The organism is Kitasatospora sp. NPDC001175 (genome assembly GCF_053598215.1).
This window is the reverse complement of record NZ_JBSFJU010000011.1, coordinates 118,937-136,954: the sequence shown is the minus strand read 5'-3', so window position 1 is coordinate 136,954 and position 18,018 is coordinate 118,937. Positions and strand designations below refer to the sequence as shown.

Below are 18,018 nucleotides of genomic sequence, written 5' to 3'. Positions count from 1 at the left end.
CGGCCCCACCGAGGGGCCGGCGGGCCCCGGCCGTGAGAGCCACTCGAGAAATCCGCAAGCGCCGGGCGCAGCTGAGGAGCACGTGATGAGTGCCGAGACATCCACCGTGAAGGTGCCGCCGCAGCGGCCCTCATCAACCAGTACCGAATCCGGAGCGGCCCGCCCGGCGGAGCGGGGCGGCCGCTTCCGGGGCCAGGCCGCGCCCTGGCTGCTGCTCGCCCCGACCCTGGCCGTGCTGGCCGTGGTCCTCGGTTACCCCCTGGCGCGGCTGGCCGCCCTGTCCTTCCAGAAGTTCGGCCAGTCCCAGCTCTGGGGCTTCCAACCCACCGAGTGGGTCGGCTTCCGGAACTTCACCACCGTGCTCGGCGACGGTGCCTTCTGGGACGTCGTCCTGCGCACCGTCCTGTTCGCCGCGGGCGCGGTGGTGTTCACGATGGTGCTCGGCATGGCGCTGGCGATGCTGCTGATGCGGGTCTCCGGCTGGGTGAAGACGCTGATCAACATCGCGCTGGTGGCGAGCTGGGCGATGCCGATCGTGGTCGCGGTCACCGTCTTCAAGTGGATGTTCGACACCGACTACGGTGTCGCCAACTGGCTGCTGAGCCGGATCCCCGGCCTGGACCTCGACCACCACAACTGGTTCGTCGACTCCACCCAGGGCTTCGTCATCATCATGGCGCTGGTGGTCTGGGGCGCCGTGCCGTTCGTCGCGATCACCCTGCACGCCGGGCTCACCCAGGTGCCCAAGGAACTGGAGGAGGCCGCGCGGATGGACGGCGCCGGAGCCGTCAAGGTCTTCCGCTACGTCACCCTGCCGGTGCTCAGGCCGATCATCGTCATGCTGGCCACCCTGTCGGTCATCTGGGACATGGGCGTCTTCCCCCAGGTCTTCCTGATGCGCGGGGGCCACCCCGAGCCCGAGTACCAGCTGCTCACCACGTACTCGTACGACAGGGCCTTCGTGGTCAACGACTACTCCATGGGTTCGGCCATCGCCCTGCTCACCGTGCTGTTGCTGCTCGGCGTGATCGCCGTGTACATGCGGCAGATGCTGAAGATCGGAGAGGTCGAGTGACGACCGAAGCCAAGCGGCCGCGCCCCAGGGGCCGTGCGCCGTACAACCTGATCGGCCTGCTGGTCGCCGCGGTGATGGGCTTCCCGGTGTACTGGATGGTCAACACCGCGCTGAAGCCGGCCAGGGACTCCATCTCACCGGCCCCGAAGTTCCTGCCCTTCCCGCTGTCGTTGGAGAACTTCCACCGGGCGCTGCAGATCTCCGACTTCTGGGGACCGGTCACCCGCAGCCTGATCATCGCGGGCTCCACCGTGGGCATCGGCCTGGTGGTCGGCCTGTTGGCGGCACTGGCGATCTCGCGGTTCGCCTTCCGCGGCCGCAAGGTGGTCATCGTGGGCATCCTGACGGTGCAGATGGTGCCGCTGGTCGCGATGATCATCCCGGTCTTCCTGCTGCTCAACGACCTCGGCCAGTACAACAAGCTGACCGGGATCATCCTGACCTACCTGACCTTCGTGCTCCCCTTCACGGTCTGGACCCTGCGCGGTTTCATCGTGAACATCCCCAAGGAGCTGGAGGAGTCCGCGATGGTGGACGGCTGCACCCGCACGGGCGCCTTCCTCAGGGTGGTCTTCCCGCTGCTCGCCCCCGGCCTGGTCGCCACCGCCGTCTACGGCTTCATCCAGGCGTGGAACGAGTACCTGTACGCGCTTCAGCTGCTCAGCCAGCAGAACACCACCGCCACCGTCTGGCTCGGCAACTTCACCACCACCCGCGGCACCGAGTACGCGCCGATGATGGCCGGTTCGACCATGATGGCCATCCCAGTGGTGATCTTCTTCCTGCTGGTCCAGCGCCGTATCGCCTCCGGCCTCACGGCCGGCGCCGTGAAGGGGTGACACAAGGATGAGCGTTCTCGTCCCCGCCGCCGCGGACAGCGACCAGCTGCACCGCGACGCCCTGACGGTCCTGCAGCCAGGCTTCGTCGGCACCGCCCCGCCCGACTGGCTGCGCCGCCACCTGGCGGCCGGCCTCGGCTCGGTCGCCCTGTTCGGGCGGAACGTCACCGATCCCGGGCAGCTGGCCGCGCTGACCGCGGCGCTGCGCTCGGAGAACCCGGACGTGCTGGTCGCCATCGACGAGGAGGGCGGCGACGTCACCCGGCTGGAGGCCGGTTCCGGCTCCTCCTGGCCGGGCAACCTGGCCCTCGGCGCGATCGACGATCCCGCACTCACCCGGGACGTCGCCCGCGAACTGGGCCGGGCGCTGGCCGCCTGCGGCATCAACTACAACTGGGCGCCGTCGGCCGACGTCAACTCCAACCCGCGCAACCCGGTGATCGGGGTGCGCTCCTTCGGCGCCGATCCGAAGCTGTGTGCCCGGCACACCGCCGCCTGGGTGGAGGGCCTGCAGTCGGTCGGCGTGGCCGCCTGCGCCAAGCACTTCCCCGGCCACGGCGACACCGCCGTCGACTCCCACCTCGGCCTGCCCGTGGTGGACGTGGACGTGGACCTGCTGAGCTCGCGCGACCTGGTCCCGTTCAGGGCCGCGATCGAGGCCGGTGCCAAGGCCGTGATGACCGCGCACATCATGATCCCGGCGCTGGACCCGAAGCTGCCCGCCACCCTCAGCCGGGCCGTGCTCGGTGACCTGCTGCGCGGCTCGCTGGGCTACCAGGGCCTGATCGTCACCGACGGCATCGAGATGGGCGCCATCGCCGACACCTACGGCACCGCCGAGGGCACCGTCCTCGCGCTGACCGCCGGGGCCGACGCGATCTGCGTCGGCGGCGGTCTGGCCGACGAGGAGACGGTGCTGCACCTGCGCGACGCCATCGTGGCGGCGGTCCGCACCGGCCGCCTGGCCGAGGAGCGCCTGGCGGACGCGGCCGAGCGGGTCAGGCACCTGGGCGGCTGGGCCCGGACCGAGGCCCAGGGCGAACTGGCCGGGCCCGACCTGGCGATCGGTCTGCGGGCCGCCCGCCGGGCCCTGCGGGTGGTCCGGGCTCCGGGCGCGCCCGGAGCCCCGGTGACCGAGCGCCCGTACGTGGCGTCCTTCTCCCCGCAGGCCAACATCGCGGTGGGCGGCGAGACCCCGTGGGGCGTGGCCGGCATGCTGGCGGCCCGCTTCCCGGGCACCCGTACCGCCCGGTTCGGCCCGGACGCCGAGCCGGACGGGATGGCGGCCCGGGTGCTCGCCGAGGCGGCCGGCCGCAGGCTGGTCCTGGTGGTCCGGGACGCGCACCGCCACCCCTGGATGTCCGCGGCCCTGGAGCGGCTGGTGGCGGCCCGCCCGGACGCGCTGGTGGTGGAGATGGGCGTGCCGCAGGCCGTACCGGTGGGGGCACTGCACATCTCCACCCATGGCGCGGCGCGGGTCTGCGGGCTGGCCGCCGTCGAGGTGCTGACCGGGCAGGCGGTCTGATCCGCGGTGACGGCCCGGGCCCGCCGGATGCTGCACTCCGGCCGGCCCCGGGCCATGACCGTTCCGTGCCGGCCGCGCGGCCGCCGCGGACCCTCGCGAGCCGCAGTACCGCCGGCGCCGCAGGACGCCGGCGGGGGTCCTTCCGAAGCGTCCGGCGGCGGGGGAGGGGCGGCACACCGAGTGTGCTGGGGGCGGGCCCTCCCGTAGGATCGTCGGAGGAATCATTCGCAGCGAGTGTGCGGACTCGCCGCCGAAAAGTGGGTCCCCGTCAGGCGTCCGTCCGACGGGGTTCAACCATCTCATCGGAGGCACATCCAGATGTCCGACCCGCAGACCGCTTCCGTCCCCGGCCGGATCATGGCGGCGGAGATGGCCGAGCAGCCGGCCGTCCTGCAGCGCATCCTCGACGAGGGCGCACCGGGAATCCGCGAGATCGCGGCCCAGATCGCCGCCCGCAACCCGCGCTTCGTCCTGCTGACCGCACGCGGCACGTCCGACAACGCGGCGCTGTACGCGAAGTACCTGATCGAGGTTCTGCTGGGCAAGCCGGCCGGTCTGACCTCGATGTCCACCACCACGGCCTACGGCGCCAAGCCGGACCTCACCGATGTGCTGGTGATCACCGTCAGCCAGTCCGGCGGCTCGCCCGACCTGGTGGCCTCCACCAAGGCGGCCCGGGAGGCCGGCGCCATCACCCTGGCGGTCACCAACAACGCCGCGTCGCCGCTGGCCGAGGTCTCCGAGTTCCACATCGACGTGCTGGCGGGCCCGGAGCAGGCGCTGCCGGCCACCAAGACCTACACCGCCGAGCTGCTCGCGCTGTACCTGCTCGTCGAGGGACTGCGCGGGAGCGACGGCGCGGCGGCCAAGGTGCTGCCCGAGCTGGCCGCCCAGGTCCTGGCCCGCCGGAGCGAGGTCAGGAAGCTGGCCGAGCGGTACCGCTTCGCCCAGCGCCTGGTCATCACCTCGCGCGGCTACGGCTACCCGACCGCCCGTGAGGCGGCCCTGAAGCTGATGGAGACCACGTACATCCCGGCCTCCCCGTTCTCCGGCGCCGACCTGCTGCACGGTCCGCTGGCGATGGTGGACAACGTCTCCCCGGTGATCGCGATCGTGCCGGACGGCAAGGGCGGCGAGGCGCTGCAGCCGGTCCTCGACCGGCTGCGCGGCCGGGGCGCCGACCTGGTCGTCATCGGCCAGCAGGACCAGGTGGACGCCGCCTCCGCCGGCTTCGCGCTCCCGGCCGGCGTCCCCGAGGAGGTCCAGCCGATCCTGGAGATCCTCCCGCTCCAGCAGTTGGCCTACGAGGTCACCATCGCCCGAGGTCAGGACCCGGACGCCCCCCGCGCCCTCGCCAAGGTCACCGAGACCCACTGACCCGCGGACCCGCTGACCCGGAAGCCCCCGGCCGTCGACGGCCGGGGGCTTCCGGGTCTGTGCGGGGGCTCGGAGCAGGGTGGTGACGCGGCCCGGTACCCGTTCGCGGAGTGCCGCGGTTCGAGGCGGGAAGCACTACGGGCCACGGCGCCGGCACAGGACCCTCAACCCGTGCGGCACCGCAGCCCGGAGCTGTCGTCGGGCGCCTCGACCGGCCGATGGCTGTGCGGGGCCTTCGGACGGTGGGCGACCGACCGAGGAGCTGCCTCGCGCGGTCAGGGCAGTTGCGCGGTGGGCCGCTCCTTGGTGCACTTTCATTGTGGACTAGACCAATTCTGATGTCCAGGCGATCCGCAAATTGGTCTGGACAACTTGCCCGAGTGGTCCCCCGACCGGCTCCCGGGCGGCTGGCCGTGCAGCCGCCGGCAGCCCGCGCGCGGCGGAAACCGGCGCCTGGCCACGGGCCCGGTACTCCCGCCTCCGGTTACGCTCGCACTGTGCCCTCGCTGAACGAACTCGTCCGCCGCCACACCACGCTGACCGGTGCCGATGTGGAGTGGCTCCACATGCTGGTCTCGGAGTGGCAGCTGCTCTCGGACCTCTCCTTCGCCGACCTGGTGCTCTGGATCCCCACCTGGGACGGCATCCGGTACGTCTCGGTCGCCCAGATGCGCCCCAACACCGGCCCGACCTCCTACCAGGACGACATGGTGGGGCACCTGGTCCCGCGTGGCCGCCGCCCGCTGCTGGACGCCGCCTTCGACGAGGGCCGGATCGTCCGCGAGGGGGACCCGGAGTGGCGCGAGGAGGTCCCGGTGCGGGTCGAGTCGATCCCGGTCCGGCGCGAGGGCCGGGTGCTCGGGGTGATCGCCCGCAACACCAACCTGCTGACCGTGCGCACCCCCAGTCGACTGGAGCTCACCTATCTGCAGAGCGCCTCCGACCTGGCCCAGATGATCGCGGCAGGAACGTTTCCCTACCCGGCCGAGCAGACCGACATGGACGCCGCTCCCCGGGTCGGCGACGGCCTGATCCGGCTGGACGCCGAGGGCATCGTCACCTATGCCAGCCCCAACGCGCTCTCCGCTTACCACCGCCTCGGCCTCACCACCGACCTGGTCGGGAGTCATCTCGGCACCACCACGGCAGAGTTGGTGCCGCCGTCGCGCGGCGCGGTGCACGAGGCGCTGGTCAAGCTGGCCAGTGGCTGGGCCCCCCGGCAGACCGAGGTCGAGGTCCAGGGGGGAGTGGTCACCCTGCGGGCCATCCCGCTCAAGCCGAAGGGCACGCTCACCGGCTCGCTGGTGCTCTGCCGGGACGTCACCGAACTGCGCCGGCGCGACCGGGAGCTGATGACCAAGGACGCCACTATCCGGGAGATCCACCACCGGGTGAAGAACAATCTGCAGACGGTCGCCGCACTGCTGCGCCTCCAGGCCCGCCGGATGGACTCCGAGGCCGGGCGGGCCGCGCTGGACGAGGCCGTCCGGCGAGTGGGCTCGATCGCGATCGTGCACGAGACGCTCTCCCAGGCCCTGGACGAGAGGGTGGCCTTCGACGAGATCGCCGACCGGGTGCTGATGATGGTCAAGGAGCTGTCCCAGGACGGCCGCGTGGTGACCAGGCGCACCGGCAGCTTCGGCATCCTCCCCGCCGAGATCGCCACCCCGCTGGCGATGGTGCTCACCGAACTGCTGCAGAACGCGCTGGAGCACGCCTTCGGCACCAAGGCCGAGGGGAACCTGGAGGTCAGCGCACTGCGCGGCCGGGCCCCGGCGAGCGGCAAGGGCTGGTCGGACAGCTGGAACGCCGGTGGTCGACCCGCCGAGTACCTGCTGATCACAGTGCAGGACGACGGCAGGGGCATGCCCGAGGGCTTCGATCCCCAGCAGGAGGGCAACCTCGGTCTGCAGATCGTCCGCACCCTGTGCACCAACGAACTGGGCGGCAGCTTCGACATGGTCGCGGCACCGGACGGTGGCACCAAGGTGGTCCTGGAGATCCCCGTTCCGTAGCCGCCGCGGGCGCCGGACCGAGCGGAGTGCCGAGGCCGCACGGCGCACCCTCGGGCGGGTGGGCGGTGACACCAACGAGGCCCTGTCGACCGGGGGGGTGGGTCGACAGGGCCTCTCAACCCGTTCCGGCCGTCGGGGGGAGTCGGCCGGAACGGGGGCTCTTTGGTGGTGCGACGCCGGGCCCGTGTGTTGCACACGGTGAGCGTCTCAGGTCCACAGTATTGCTCTAAGTGAACGGTATCAAGTGGCCTGGCCGCTCGGCGTGGTCCGGACCTCGCCGAGGCGTGGTCCGTTCTGCGGAAGGCTCGGCCGAGCGCGCGACCACGGTCGCGGCGGCGGAGCCCTTGATCATGGGTTGATCAGGTCGAGCTGATGGTGCGTCAGGCGGTGCGGGCGCGGTTGCGGGCAGCGCGGCGCTTCATGGCACGACGCTCGTCCTCGCTCATGCCGCCCCAGACGCCGGCGTCCTGGCCGGTCTCCAGCGCCCACTGCAGGCACTGCTCCATGACGGGGCAGCGGCGGCACACGGCCTTGGCTTCCTCGATCTGCAGCAGAGCGGGACCGGTGTTCCCGATCGGGAAGAAGAGCTCCGGGTCCTCTTCGCGGCAGACAGCGCGGTGGCGCCAGTCCATGTCCAACTCCTCCGGTCGGCGGGCGGTGGCCCGGCCGACACACTCGATGGGCTTGTGAATGTGAACGCTTTCACGAATCCCACAACAGCTAAAGAGACCAAGGGCCCGCCCGGGCCTGGGTGGTCTGTGCTTGGGGTGGGGTTCGGGCGGATCAAGGGAGCCGTCGCCTGTGACGCCCGTCCAGCGGGGCCGCTGGGACGTGTCCCGATCGCCATGTAGAGGTTCGCAAACCTCGGGCCGGGATACAACCCCCTTCGGGTAGGAATTTTTGATTCTTCGGTGTCGCCTAGCTCACAGCCCGTACTTCTATGGGGTGAAGGGGGCTTGCACGTTCGACAAGAAGGAGGAAACCGCCTTCTGGTCACACAATCACACGCAGTGCCCGCCGAACGCCTGTGAAACTGACGCGACTCCTGTCTCCAAGGTGGTCCCCATCGACCTGAAATGGGGCCGGTTCCTGTGAAACCAAGGTGAAGTGCCTGACGTCGTGATAGGAGACAACGTGCTTTCCGTGTGGGCCAACCGGCTTCGCGGAGCCATTAGCAGGACTGTGCGAGCACAGAATCTGACGGACCGTTCGAGCCGTGCCGAACGCCGTCATTCGAGTGATGCCGAAGACATCAAGATCGGTATCGAAGGATGCGAGGGGGGAGGGGACCACCGGGCGATTGCCCAGAAAAGTCCATGGCGAGGTGTTGGACACTATCGCCATCACCAACCCCGGCACCGGTTCCCGGCCATTGATCTCCAGGTGAATCGGGCCCTTCCGGCGATGCTCACGCTCAGTGATGTAGTGCCGGAGTGCCTGGTTGACGTACAGCGTGTGCGTGGACCGACGGCCCGACCTGCGCTGCTCCTCGACCCGGCCGACCACCCCGGCGTCGAAGCCGAGCCCTGCGGTGAAGGTGAACCAGCGGTCCGGCAGGCCCTCGGTCATCGCCTTGCCCAGGCCGATCGCCCGTTCCCGCCCGTGCTCCACCGCGTCCAACAGGGCGCCGGTCGCCTCCACCGGGTCGTTCGGCAGGCCCAGCGCGCGGGCGAAGACGTTGGTGCTGCCCCCGGGCACCACCGCCAGGCGCGGCAGCCGGTCGGACGGGCCGTTCGACAGCAGACCGTTCACCACTTCGTTGACGGTGCCGTCGCCACCGAGCGCCACCACCAGGTCCACCCCGTCCTCGACGGCCGCCTGGCGGGCCAGGTCCCGGGCGTGGCCCCGGTACTCGGTCTCCGCGACATCCAGCTTCAGATCGCTGCGCAGCGCGTGGATCAGCACATCACGGGTGCGTCCGCTGGTGGTGGTGGCCTTGGGGTTCACGACCAGGAGTGCGCGCATGTCGATCAGCCTACGGGGCCGTACGGGCAAGGCTGCGGTTACCCTGCTGGAGTGACCGCAGAAACTACGCAGGCCCCGGGCGGGCCGACCCCGGACCGGCCGGCCCCGCTGCTCCGGGGCGCCGTCATCACCGCGCTCGAAGGGGCCGTCCTGACCGGCTGGGGCATCTACGACATGGTCTCGGGACTGCTCGGCGACTCGGCGGCGCTCGGCCGCAGTGAGTTCGGCGGCGTGATCCTGCTGGTGATGGGCCTGCTGCCGCTGGCGGCCGCGCGCGCCCTGTTCGGGCTCCGGCGCTGGGGCCGCAGTCCGGCCGTACTGACCAACACCATCTGTCTGCCGGTCGCGTACTACATGTGGCAGGGCGACGGCGTGATGCCCGCGCTGGCGGTCGTGATCGCGGTCCTCGGCCTGTTCGGTGTGGTCAGCCTGCTCAGCCCGCGCGCCACCGAGGCCCTCTACGGCCCGAAGGCCGCCTGAGCGGCACCGTACGCGTACGGCCGGAGGCATCAGCGCTCCGGCCGTACGTCAGTGTCACTCCTCGACCAGCAGCTTCTCCCGCAGCTGCGCCAGGGTCCGGGCCAGCAGCCGGGAGACGTGCATCTGAGAGATGCCCACCTCGGCGGCGATCTGAGACTGCGTCATGTTCCGGAAGAACCGCAGCACCAGGATCTTCTGTTCGCGCGGTGGGAGTTGGGCGAGCAGCGGTTTGAGCGACTCGCGGTACTCGACGCCCTCCAGCGCCTCGTCGGTCGCCCCCAGGGTGTCCGCCACGGCCGGCGACTCGTCGTCGCTGTCCGGAACGTCCAGTGAGAGCGTGGAGTACGCGTTGGCGGACTCCAGACCCTCCAGCACGTCCTCCTCGGAGATGCCGAGGTGCTCGGCCAGCTCGTGCACCGTGGGGGAGCGGCCGTGCCGCTGGGAGAGCTCGCTGGTCGCGGTGGTGAGCGAGAGCCGCAGCTCCTGCAGCCGGCGCGGGACCCGCACCGCCCACCCCTTGTCCCGGAAGTGCCGCTTGATCTCGCCGACGATCGTCGGAGTGGCGTAGGTGGAGAACTCCACCCCGCGCGCGTGGTCGAAGCGGTCCACCGACTTGATCAGGCCGATGGTGGCGACCTGGGTGAGGTCGTCCAGCGGCTCGCCGCGGTTGCGGAAGCGCCGGGCCAGGTGCTCCACCAGCGGGATGTGCATCCGGACCAGCTGGTTGCGCAGCTCGACCCGCTCGGGCGACCCCTCGGGCAGCGCCGCGAGCCGGATGAAGAGCGCCCGGGCAGCCTCCCGGTCGGGCGCGCCGGACCGGTGCCGGTCCTGGGCGGGGACCGCGCTGCGGACCGCCTCGGCGGCGGCCCTCAGCTCCTCGGCCGTCAGCTCCTCGGCGAGGTCGTCCTCGGCCCCGAACTCGTCCCGGGCGAGCCCTTCGTCCTGGGCGCGGCCCGGCTGCTGGGCCTCCGGCTGCTGGTCCGGCGTCGGGCCGGTCGGCTGGCTCATCCGATGGGTGTCCTTCGGGTGCACGTCGGCTGCCGCGGTTCGGTCTTCCGCGGAGTCTCGGGAGAGGTACGGGGCGGCGTCGCTCGCCTGGGGCGGCACGGCCACGTCGGCGGTGGCGGCCGGGCTGCCGGCCACACCTGTGCGGTCCAGATCACTCACGGCGATCACCCGTTCCGTTCCGGGAGCACTTCACATTGGTTGTACCGCACTGCGGTACGGGGGAGCCGTACGCGCGGGGAAACGCGCGTACGGCTGTACGGCCGGCTCCTGCTCGCCGGCGCGCTCGGCGCGCCCTTCGACCTGCTCTCACGCCGGGGCGGTCGCCCCGCCGCGCTTCTTGTGCAGGCTGATCGACACCGTGTTGTCCGGGCCGACCGAGGAGTCCACCTCGCCGGCCAGCGCGGAGAGCACCGTCCAGGCGAAGGTGTCCCGCTCGGGCGCCTTGCCGTCGGTGGTCGGCGCGGCGACGGTGACCCTGAGCGAGTCCCCGACCAGCCGGAACTCGCAGCTGAGGATCGAGCCCGGCACCGCCTGCTGGAGCAGGATGGCGCAGGCCTCGTCCACCGCGATCCGGAGATCCTCGATCTCGTCCAGGGTGAAGTCCAGCCGGGCCGCGAGTCCGGCGGTGGCCGTTCGCAGCACCGAGAGGTAGGCCCCCGCTGCGGGCAGCCGGACCTCCACGAAGTCCTTCACTCCGGGCTCGCCGTCGATCTGGGACACCCTCACCTCCTGGGTGACGCGCGGTGCTTGCGGCGCTGCGGCCGCGGCACTTCCTGTTGCTTGGCTCAACTGCTTCGCCCCAACTGTCCAGAGGGGTGGTGCGGTACGTACCGGTCATACCCACCCGGGAGAGGCCGGAACGCCGCGCATCCGCCCGAGACGTTACCGCGAGAGGCGGCCCGGTGTCGCGATCCGGGCGTGCCGTCACGGGAACGAGCGAACGGGCCCGGATCAGCTGCCCAGCTCCGCGAGAGCGTCGTCGGTCAGCCGGAAAACCGTCCACTCGTCCATGGGCACGGCGCCCAGTGACTTGTAGAACCCGATCGAGGGTTCGTTCCAGTCCAGTACGGACCACTCCAGGCGGGAGTAGCCGCGTTCCACGCAGATCCGCGCCAGCTCGGTCAGCAGCGCCTTGCCGTGGCCGCCGCCGCGGGCGCTCGGGCGGACGTACAGGTCCTCCAGGTAGACGCCGTGGGTGCCGCGCCAGGTGGAGAAGTTGCGGAACCACAGTGCGAAGCCCACCGGCTGGCCGCTGGCGTCGTCCTCGGCGATCAGGCCGAAGACGGCCGGGTGCTCCCCGAACAGGGCGTCGCGCAGCTGCTCCTCGGTGGCCCGCGCCTCGTGCGGGGCCCGCTCGTAGTCGGCCAGCTCGCGGATCATGGCGTGGATGACGGGGACGTCGCTGATGTCGACGGTGCGGATCATACGGTGAGGGTACTCGCGGACCCACCGCCGCCGGGAGGCCGTTTTCACGGTCCGTTGCCGGCCGGTCCAGAACGCCGGAGGGCCCGGCCGCGCGGTCGGCGGACGGGCCCTGTCAGCTGCCGGTGGTGATCAGGCGGCCTTCTTGGTCTCCCAGAAGATGGCGTCGATCTCGGCGATCAGGTCGAGCAGCGCCTGGCCGGTGGCCGGGTCCGTGGACGCCTTGGTGGCCGAGGCGGCCTTGCCGGCGCGGTTGAACAGGTCGTGCAGCTGCGGGTACTTCTCGAAGTGCGGGGCCTTGAAGTAGTCGGTGTGCAGCACCGAGAGGTGGTGCTTGACCAGCTCGGCGCGCTCCTCCTTGATGACCAGGGCGCGGGTGCGGAACTGCGGGTCCTCGTTGGCCTGGTACTTCTCCTGAGTCGCCTTCACCGACTCGGCCTCGATGCGGGCCTGGGCCGGGTCGTAGACGCCGCAGGGCAGGTCGCAGTGGGCGTGCGCGGTGGCGCGCGGTGCAAACAGACGAGAGAACATGGGAGTCCTTCCTTAGATCGTCTTCCCGCGCCTGAGACTACCGCTCCGCCTGCCCTGTTTCGTGGCTGGGCCGGGGGCCTAGGGCCAAAGGAGGAGGGCCAATCGGGCGATTTCGGGCGGCCTTCGAATCCCGCCCGAAGCTGGGGGAAGCTGAACCCGGCACACCGGGACACCAGAGAGCGGGAGATGGCGGATGACGGTCGGTCGGGCGGAGAGGGGCGGCGGGCCGCTGCCGTTCGGGGTGGTCGACGTGGCCGGTCCGTCGATGCGCCCCATCCTGCGGGACGGGGACCAGGTGCTGGTCCACTACGGTGCGCGGATCCGCCCGGGCGCGGTGGTGCTGTTCCGGCATCCGCTGCGGCAGGACCTGCTGGTGGTCAAGCGCGCGGCCGGACGGCGCCGGGGCGGCTGGTGGCTGATGTCGGACAACCCGCTGGTGGTGACCGACAGCCGGGAGTACGGCGCGGTGCCGGACGAGCTGGTGCTCGGACGGGTACTGCTGCGGATGCGCCCGCGACCGGCCTGGTTGGCCCCGGCCCCGGCGCTGGAGCGGGCCCTGACGTACGGTCCGCTGGCCCGGTTGGGCGCGCTGGCGGACCGCCTCGGGGTCCACCGCCCGGTCAGTTCCGAGCTGTGACGGCCTGTGCGGCCCGCTGGGCCTCCTCGCGCTTGCGGGCCCGGTAGGCGGCCACGTTGGCGCGGGTGGCGCAGCGGTCCGAGCAGTAGCGGCGCGAGCGGTTGGTCGAGGTGTCCAGGTAGGCGTTGCGGCAGGGCGCGGCCTGGCAGATGCCGAGCCGGTCGACGCCCAGCTCGGTGAGGTGGATGGCCAGGCCCATGCAGGCGACGGCGGTGAAGTTGGCGGCGGCGGTGGGCGCGTTGTCGGCCAGGTGCAGGTGCCAGTGCGGCTGCCCCTCCGGGTTCAGGTCGTCGTGGCCGGAGATCAGAGGGCTGACCGGGTACTCGACCAGCAGGCTGTTCAGCAGGTCCACCGCGCGGACCTGGTCGCCCTCGGCCGCGGACTCGAAGACCCCGCGAAGCCGGACCCGGACGGCCCGCAGCCGGGGCAGGTCGCTCTCGTCGGTGAGCGCGGAGGCCCGCGAGGGGGTGCCGAAGAGCGCGCGTACGGCGTCCACGGAGGTGAGAGTGTCGGTGCCGCGGTCCGGCTCCTCACTGTTCACCAGCCGGACGGCATAGTCGGCGTACGAGGCGAGCTCCACGGTGGTCCTTCCCTGGGCCGTAACAGGCGATCTGGGTCCAGGGTATTACCTGCGGCGGGAACGCGTCGGCGCCCGGCGGGAACCGCTCCCGCCGGGCGCCGCGGCGGCGCTCGGTTCAGAGCACCTTGGAGAGGAAGGCCCTGGTGCGTTCGTGCCGCGGGTCGGTGAGGACGTCGCGCGGGTGGCCGGACTCCACCACCACACCGCCGTCCATGAACACCAGCGCGTCGCCGACCTCGCGGGCGAAGCCCATCTCATGGGTGACGACGATCATCGTCATGCCCTCCTCGGCGAGGCCGCGCATGACGTCCAGGACGTCGCCGACCAGCTCGGGGTCGAGCGCGGAGGTGGGCTCGTCGAAGAGCATCAGCTTGGGCTTCATCGCCAGCGCGCGGGCGATGGCGACGCGCTGCTGCTGGCCGCCGGAGAGCTGGGTCGGGTAGTTCCCGGCCTTGTCGGCCAGCCCGACCCGCTCCAGCAGGGCCATCGCGCGCTCCTTGGCGTCGGCCCGGCTCTCCTTCTTGACCTGCACCGGCGCCTCGATGACGTTCTCCAGCGCGGTCATGTGCGGGAAGAGGTTGAACCGCTGGAAGACCATGCCGATGTCGCGCCGCTGCAGGGCGACCTCGCGGTCCTTCAGCTCGTGGAGCTTGCCGCCCTTCATCCGGTAGCCGACCAGCTCGCCGTCGACCGAGAGCAGACCGCCGTTGATCTTCTCCAGGTGGTTGATGCACCGCAGGAAGGTCGACTTGCCGGAGCCGGACGGCCCGATCAGGCAGAACACCTCGCCCTGCTTCACCTCCAGGTCGATGCCCTTGAGCACCTCGACCGTGCCGTAGGACTTGCGCACGCCCTCGGCCATGACCATGGGCCGGCCGGAGGTTCGGGGCTTTTCCAGGTCGGTCATGACGGACCACCTCCCGGTCCACTGTGCGGCGAGCCCGAGACGACCGTCGGCGGGGCCGGGGGCAGCGGGCTGCCGCGGAAGAAGCTGCGGATCCGCTGCAGCGGGGTCGGCGGCAGGGTGCGGGTGGTGCCGCGGGCGTAGTACCGCTCGATGTAGTACTGCCCGATGGTCAGCACCGAGGTCAGGAAGAGGTACCAGAGGCTGACGGTGATCAGTAGCGGAACGGTCTGGAAGTTGCGCGAGTAGATGTTCTGGCCGGCCCGGAAGAGTTCCTCCAGGGCGATCACGCTGACCAGCGAGGTGGTCTTGAGCATCGAGATGGTCTCGTTGCCGGTCGGCGGGATGATCACCCGCATGGCCTGCGGCAGGATGATCCTGCGCATGGTCTGGAACCGGCTCATGCCGAGCGCGTGCGCCGCCTCGCTCTGGCCCTCGTCCACCGACTGGATGCCGCCGCGGACGATCTCGGCCATGTAGGCGGCCTCGTTGAGGCCGAGGCCCAGCAGGGCCGCGGTGAACACCGGGATCAGCGAGTTGGTCGATTCCGACCAGAACGAGGGGCCGAACGGGATACCGAGCGACAGCTTCGGCCAGAGTGCGCCGAGGAAGTTCCAGAAGACCAGCTGGACCAGCACGGGGGTGCCGCGGAAGACCCAGATGTAGCACCAGGCGGTGCCGGCGAGCAGCGGGTTCGGCGACAGTCGCATCACCGCGAGGACGATCCCGCCGACCACGCCCATGACCATGGAGAGCGCGGTCAGCTCGAGGGTGACCCCGAGCCCGTGCACGATGCCGGAGTCGAACAGGTACTTGCCGACGACGTCCCACTGGAACGCCGGGTTGAAGATGAGGGCGTGGAGCAGCATCGCCGCGAGTACGGCGATGACGACGGCTCCGGCCCAGCGTCCGGGGTGGCGGACGGGGACGGCCTTGATGGTCCGGTGCCGTTCCGGTGCCGCCGCCCCCTGGTCGGGAGAATTCACGTTGGTGGCCTCAGGGATGCGTGTCGGCGGGGTCAGCTCTTGGCGGCGTTGATCTCGGACTTGCCGATCGCCCCGGCCTCGACGTTCCACTTCTGCAGGATCTGCTTGTAGGTGCCGTCGTCCATCAGCGACTGGACGGCACCCTGGACCGCCTTGGTCAGCGGGGAGCCCTTGGCCAGCGCGATCCCGTACGGGGCGCTGTCGCGGGTCTCGCCGAGCTTCTCCAGCTGGCCGTTGGTCTGCTTGATGGCGTAGTCGATGACCTGCGAGTCGGCGCTCATGACCTGGTCGCGACCGGACACCAGGGCGTTGGTGACATCGGTCTGCAGGTCGAACTTGTCGCCGTCGTTCGGGACGGCCGGCTTGCCGGCCTTGGTGCAGGCGGGGTTGATGTTGCCCTTGATGTCGTCGACCTCGGTGGTGCCGGTCTGGACGGCGATCTTCTTGCCGCACAGGTCATCGGTGGCGATCTTGTCCGGGTTGCCCTTCTTGACCGCGAACGCGATGCCCGAGGTGAAGTAGCTGACCATGTCGACGGTCTGCTCGCGCTCCTTGGTGTCGGTGAAGGAGCTCATGCCGAGCTGGTACTTCTTCGCGTCGATGCCCGGGATGATCGAGGTGAAGTCGGAGTTCTGGACCTCGGCGGTCAGGCCGAGCTTCTGCGCGATCGCGTCGGCCAGGTCGACGTCCATGCCTACGATGTTGCCCTTGTCGTCCTTGAACTCGTCCGGCGCGTAGGAGGCGTCGGCGCCGACCACCAGCTTGCCGGCGGCCTTGACGTCGGCGGGGACGAGTGAGGCCAGCGCCGGGTCGGCGGTGACCGCCTTGACGCTGGCGCTCGGGTTGGCCGCGCCGCCGCCGGAGGAGCCGCCGCTGCTGCCGCAGGCGGTCAGTGCGAGGGCGGCGCCGGTGAGGGCGGCGCCGGTCGCCAGGAGACGGGGGCGCGAGGTGCGGGCGGTCATCGGGGAACTCCTCCGTGGGAGAGGTCGGGTGGAAGCTGTGCCGTGGTCCTTTTTCGCCACCCTCCGCCGAGGTGGACGATCTGATCGCGCGGGCTCGACGAACGGCACTCCCCCCAGCCGTCGACCGGGGGCTACCCCCACCCGGCCGGCGGGCCGAAGGAGGCGCTTTTCGAACCGAGTTGGGGGGAATCCTGCCACTCGGTGTCGGGGCGCGGGCCCATATTCAGATCAAAATCGGATAACGGGGGCTCGGTATGTCCGCTATCCGAACAAATACTATACACATGTTTTCCAATGCATAGATATGCAGTCCTGTGCGGCGCTCGTGGGGGGATCCCCGAATTGCTGACGTGACGTCAGAAGCCCCCGTTGATCACCGCGTTCTGGGCGGCGCCCGCCGAAACGTTCCACTTGGCGAGGATCTTGTCGTACTCGCCGCCGCGGATCACCCGGTCCAGCGCCTTGGCCATCAGGTCCCGCAGCACGGTGTCGGACTTCCGCAGCGCGATGCCGTACGGACCTGGCTGCAGCTGCGCGCTGGCGACCTGGTACTTGTCGGAGTCGATCGCCGAGACATGGGCTGCGACCGGGAAGTCGTTCAGGTCGGCCACCGCCTTGCCCGAGCCGAGTTCGGCCAGCGCCTCGTCGTCGGTGTCCAGCTGGTGCACGGTCAGCGGCTTCTTCAGCTTGTCGCAGGAGTTGATCTGCCGCTCGGCTATCGCGGCCTGGGTGGTGCCGCGCTGGAGTGTGACGGTGTGGCCGCACAGGTCGTCCAGGTTCCTGATGGCCTTCGGATTGCCCTTCTGCACCAGGATCGACGTCCCGGCGATGAAGTAGTCGACGAAGTCCACCCCGGGGCCCGTCCGCTTGCCGCTGTCGTCGGTGCCGTCCCGGCGCTGGCGGGTGTCGCTCAGCGCGGACATCGCGACATCGATGTCCTTGGCCTGCAGCGCGGGCAGCAGTTTGTCGAACCCGGTGTCCACGAACTGGATCTTCAGTCCGAGCTCCTTGCCGATCGCCTCGGCGATGTCCGGGTCGAGTCCGGTCGCGTCGCCGTTCTGGCCCTTGAACTCCACCGGGGCGTAGTTGAGGTCCGAGCCGATCTTCAGCACCCCGGCCGACTTCACCGCCGCGGGCAGCTTGCCGTGCAGGTCCTCGCTGTCCGCGTTCTTGGGGGACGAGCCGCCGCTGCAGGCGGTGAGCAGCAAGGCGCCGGCCACCAGGGTCACCCCGGCGCGGCTCGCGGTCAGTGGTGACGTTCGATGCATGTGTGGCTCCTCCGGTTGGGCAAAGAGTGCTGGGCCGCCGGGGCACCCGGGTACGCCGATCGACCGGGTCCCGCGGCATCCTGACGACCCGCAGCCCCGGGATGACCGGTGGCTTAAAACGGGGATCCTGCCATCCCCATCTGCCCGACGCACGGGGGGTGTGCCAGAATCTGCTAGCGGGTGACCCCCGAACAGAACTCGGACCGCCGGGCCGTCTCCGTCGATAGGGCGGGGGAAGGCCCGGGGTGCGCAGGACCGGAAGTCGACGACGCCGACTCTGGATCCCAAGCGCCGACTTTCCTTCGTGCCCGGGTTCACTCCTGCGAGTGCGCGCGCTCGGTCGCCGTGTCGCCGCCGGCCGTCCGGTACTTGAGAAACCCCCGGTCGTCAAGTGGTGATCAAGCGATGACCAGTGCGTGAAGAGGACAGAAAGGCGTAGGTAGG

18 protein-coding genes are annotated in these 18,018 nt (G+C 70.5%); 7 read left to right on the top strand and 11 right to left on the bottom strand.

Annotated elements, in window-relative coordinates; all coding sequences use genetic code 11:
• The first annotated feature begins 85 nt into the window (after positions 1-85).
• The 5 genes from ACWDAK_RS11335 (at position 86) to ACWDAK_RS11315 (ending at position 6,831) form a co-directional block, all read left to right on the top strand.
• Positions 86-1,075 (top strand): carbohydrate ABC transporter permease, encoded by a 990-nt coding sequence (locus tag ACWDAK_RS11335; protein ID WP_427395433.1) that lies wholly within the window; start codon positions 86-88, stop codon positions 1,073-1,075.
• A 74-nt stretch (positions 1,076-1,149) separates the two neighbouring features.
• Positions 1,150-1,914, top strand: coding sequence for a carbohydrate ABC transporter permease (locus ACWDAK_RS11330; protein WP_344638397.1), 765 nt, complete (start codon positions 1,150-1,152; stop codon positions 1,912-1,914).
• A gap of 7 nt (positions 1,915-1,921) precedes the next feature.
• Entirely contained in the window at positions 1,922-3,439 is a 1,518-nt protein-coding gene (locus ACWDAK_RS11325; protein ID WP_344638303.1) for a glycoside hydrolase family 3 protein, read from the top strand.
• A gap of 318 nt (positions 3,440-3,757) precedes the next feature.
• The gene (locus tag ACWDAK_RS11320; protein WP_344638302.1) at positions 3,758-4,816 is read left to right on the top strand and encodes an SIS domain-containing protein; all 1,059 of its coding nucleotides are present in this window, start codon (positions 3,758-3,760) and stop codon (positions 4,814-4,816) included.
• 497 nt (positions 4,817-5,313) lie between these two features.
• A complete protein-coding gene (locus ACWDAK_RS11315; protein ID WP_344638301.1) occupies positions 5,314-6,831 on the top strand; it encodes a PAS domain-containing sensor histidine kinase in 1,518 nt (505 codons plus the stop codon).
• A 380-nt stretch (positions 6,832-7,211) separates the two neighbouring features.
• Here the strand turns inward: ACWDAK_RS11315 and ACWDAK_RS11310 are convergent, their stop codons facing one another.
• Both ACWDAK_RS11310 and ACWDAK_RS11305 read right to left on the bottom strand, forming a co-directional pair.
• Entirely contained in the window at positions 7,212-7,463 is a 252-nt protein-coding gene (locus ACWDAK_RS11310; protein ID WP_014138019.1) for a WhiB family transcriptional regulator, read from the bottom strand.
• A 361-nt stretch (positions 7,464-7,824) separates the two neighbouring features.
• Complete coding sequence (locus tag ACWDAK_RS11305; protein ID WP_344638300.1) at positions 7,825-8,796, bottom strand: diacylglycerol/lipid kinase family protein; 972 nt, start codon at positions 8,794-8,796, stop codon at positions 7,825-7,827.
• A gap of 51 nt (positions 8,797-8,847) precedes the next feature.
• On the opposite strand from ACWDAK_RS11305, the gene ACWDAK_RS11300 reads away from it, so the two are divergent.
• Positions 8,848-9,276 (top strand): hypothetical protein, encoded by a 429-nt coding sequence (locus tag ACWDAK_RS11300; RefSeq protein WP_344638299.1) that lies wholly within the window; start codon positions 8,848-8,850, stop codon positions 9,274-9,276.
• A 54-nt stretch (positions 9,277-9,330) separates the two neighbouring features.
• On the opposite strand, the gene ACWDAK_RS11295 is transcribed toward ACWDAK_RS11300, so the two are convergent.
• The 4 genes from ACWDAK_RS11295 to sodN form a co-directional block, all read right to left on the bottom strand.
• On the bottom strand, positions 9,331-10,443 hold the full coding sequence (locus ACWDAK_RS11295) for an RNA polymerase sigma factor SigF (protein ID WP_427393803.1): 1,113 nt from the start codon (positions 10,441-10,443) through the stop codon (positions 9,331-9,333).
• Positions 10,444-10,590: 147 nt separating this feature from the next.
• Positions 10,591-11,004 carry an ATP-binding protein gene (locus tag ACWDAK_RS11290; RefSeq protein ID WP_344638297.1) on the bottom strand — a complete coding sequence of 138 codons (414 nt, stop codon included), beginning with the start codon at positions 11,002-11,004 and terminating at the stop codon, positions 10,591-10,593.
• A 231-nt stretch (positions 11,005-11,235) separates the two neighbouring features.
• The gene (locus ACWDAK_RS11285; RefSeq protein ID WP_344638296.1) at positions 11,236-11,709 is read right to left on the bottom strand and encodes a GNAT family N-acetyltransferase; all 474 of its coding nucleotides are present in this window, start codon (positions 11,707-11,709) and stop codon (positions 11,236-11,238) included.
• A gap of 129 nt (positions 11,710-11,838) precedes the next feature.
• Positions 11,839-12,237, bottom strand: coding sequence for a superoxide dismutase, Ni (gene sodN / locus ACWDAK_RS11280; protein WP_344638295.1), 399 nt, complete (start codon positions 12,235-12,237; stop codon positions 11,839-11,841).
• Between the two features lie 193 nt (positions 12,238-12,430).
• On the opposite strand from sodN, the gene sodX reads away from it, so the two are divergent.
• Positions 12,431-12,874 carry a nickel-type superoxide dismutase maturation protease gene (gene sodX, locus ACWDAK_RS11275; protein WP_344638294.1) on the top strand — a complete coding sequence of 148 codons (444 nt, stop codon included), beginning with the start codon at positions 12,431-12,433 and terminating at the stop codon, positions 12,872-12,874.
• Here sodX and ACWDAK_RS11270 read toward each other — a convergent pair.
• The 5 genes from ACWDAK_RS11270 to ACWDAK_RS11250 all read right to left on the bottom strand — a co-directional run bounded on the left by ACWDAK_RS11270 (position 12,858) and on the right by ACWDAK_RS11250 (position 17,574).
• Positions 12,858-13,454, bottom strand: a complete 597-nt coding sequence (locus ACWDAK_RS11270) for a CGNR zinc finger domain-containing protein (protein WP_344638293.1) — start codon at positions 13,452-13,454, stop codon at positions 12,858-12,860. The two genes, sodX and ACWDAK_RS11270, sit on opposite strands and share 17 nt — an antisense overlap.
• A 115-nt stretch (positions 13,455-13,569) precedes the next feature.
• Positions 13,570-14,361, bottom strand: coding sequence for an amino acid ABC transporter ATP-binding protein (locus ACWDAK_RS11265; RefSeq protein ID WP_344638292.1), 792 nt, complete (start codon positions 14,359-14,361; stop codon positions 13,570-13,572).
• Entirely contained in the window at positions 14,358-15,344 is a 987-nt protein-coding gene (locus ACWDAK_RS11260) for an amino acid ABC transporter permease (protein WP_344638291.1), read from the bottom strand. The genes ACWDAK_RS11265 and ACWDAK_RS11260 overlap by 4 nt, the downstream gene beginning before the upstream one ends.
• Before the next feature lie 32 nt (positions 15,345-15,376).
• A complete protein-coding gene (locus ACWDAK_RS11255; protein ID WP_344638290.1) occupies positions 15,377-16,306 on the bottom strand; it encodes an ABC transporter substrate-binding protein in 930 nt (309 codons plus the stop codon).
• A gap of 356 nt (positions 16,307-16,662) precedes the next feature.
• Positions 16,663-17,574 (bottom strand): ABC transporter substrate-binding protein, encoded by a 912-nt coding sequence (locus ACWDAK_RS11250; RefSeq protein WP_344638289.1) that lies wholly within the window; start codon positions 17,572-17,574, stop codon positions 16,663-16,665.
• Between the last annotated feature and the right edge of the window lie 444 nt (positions 17,575-18,018).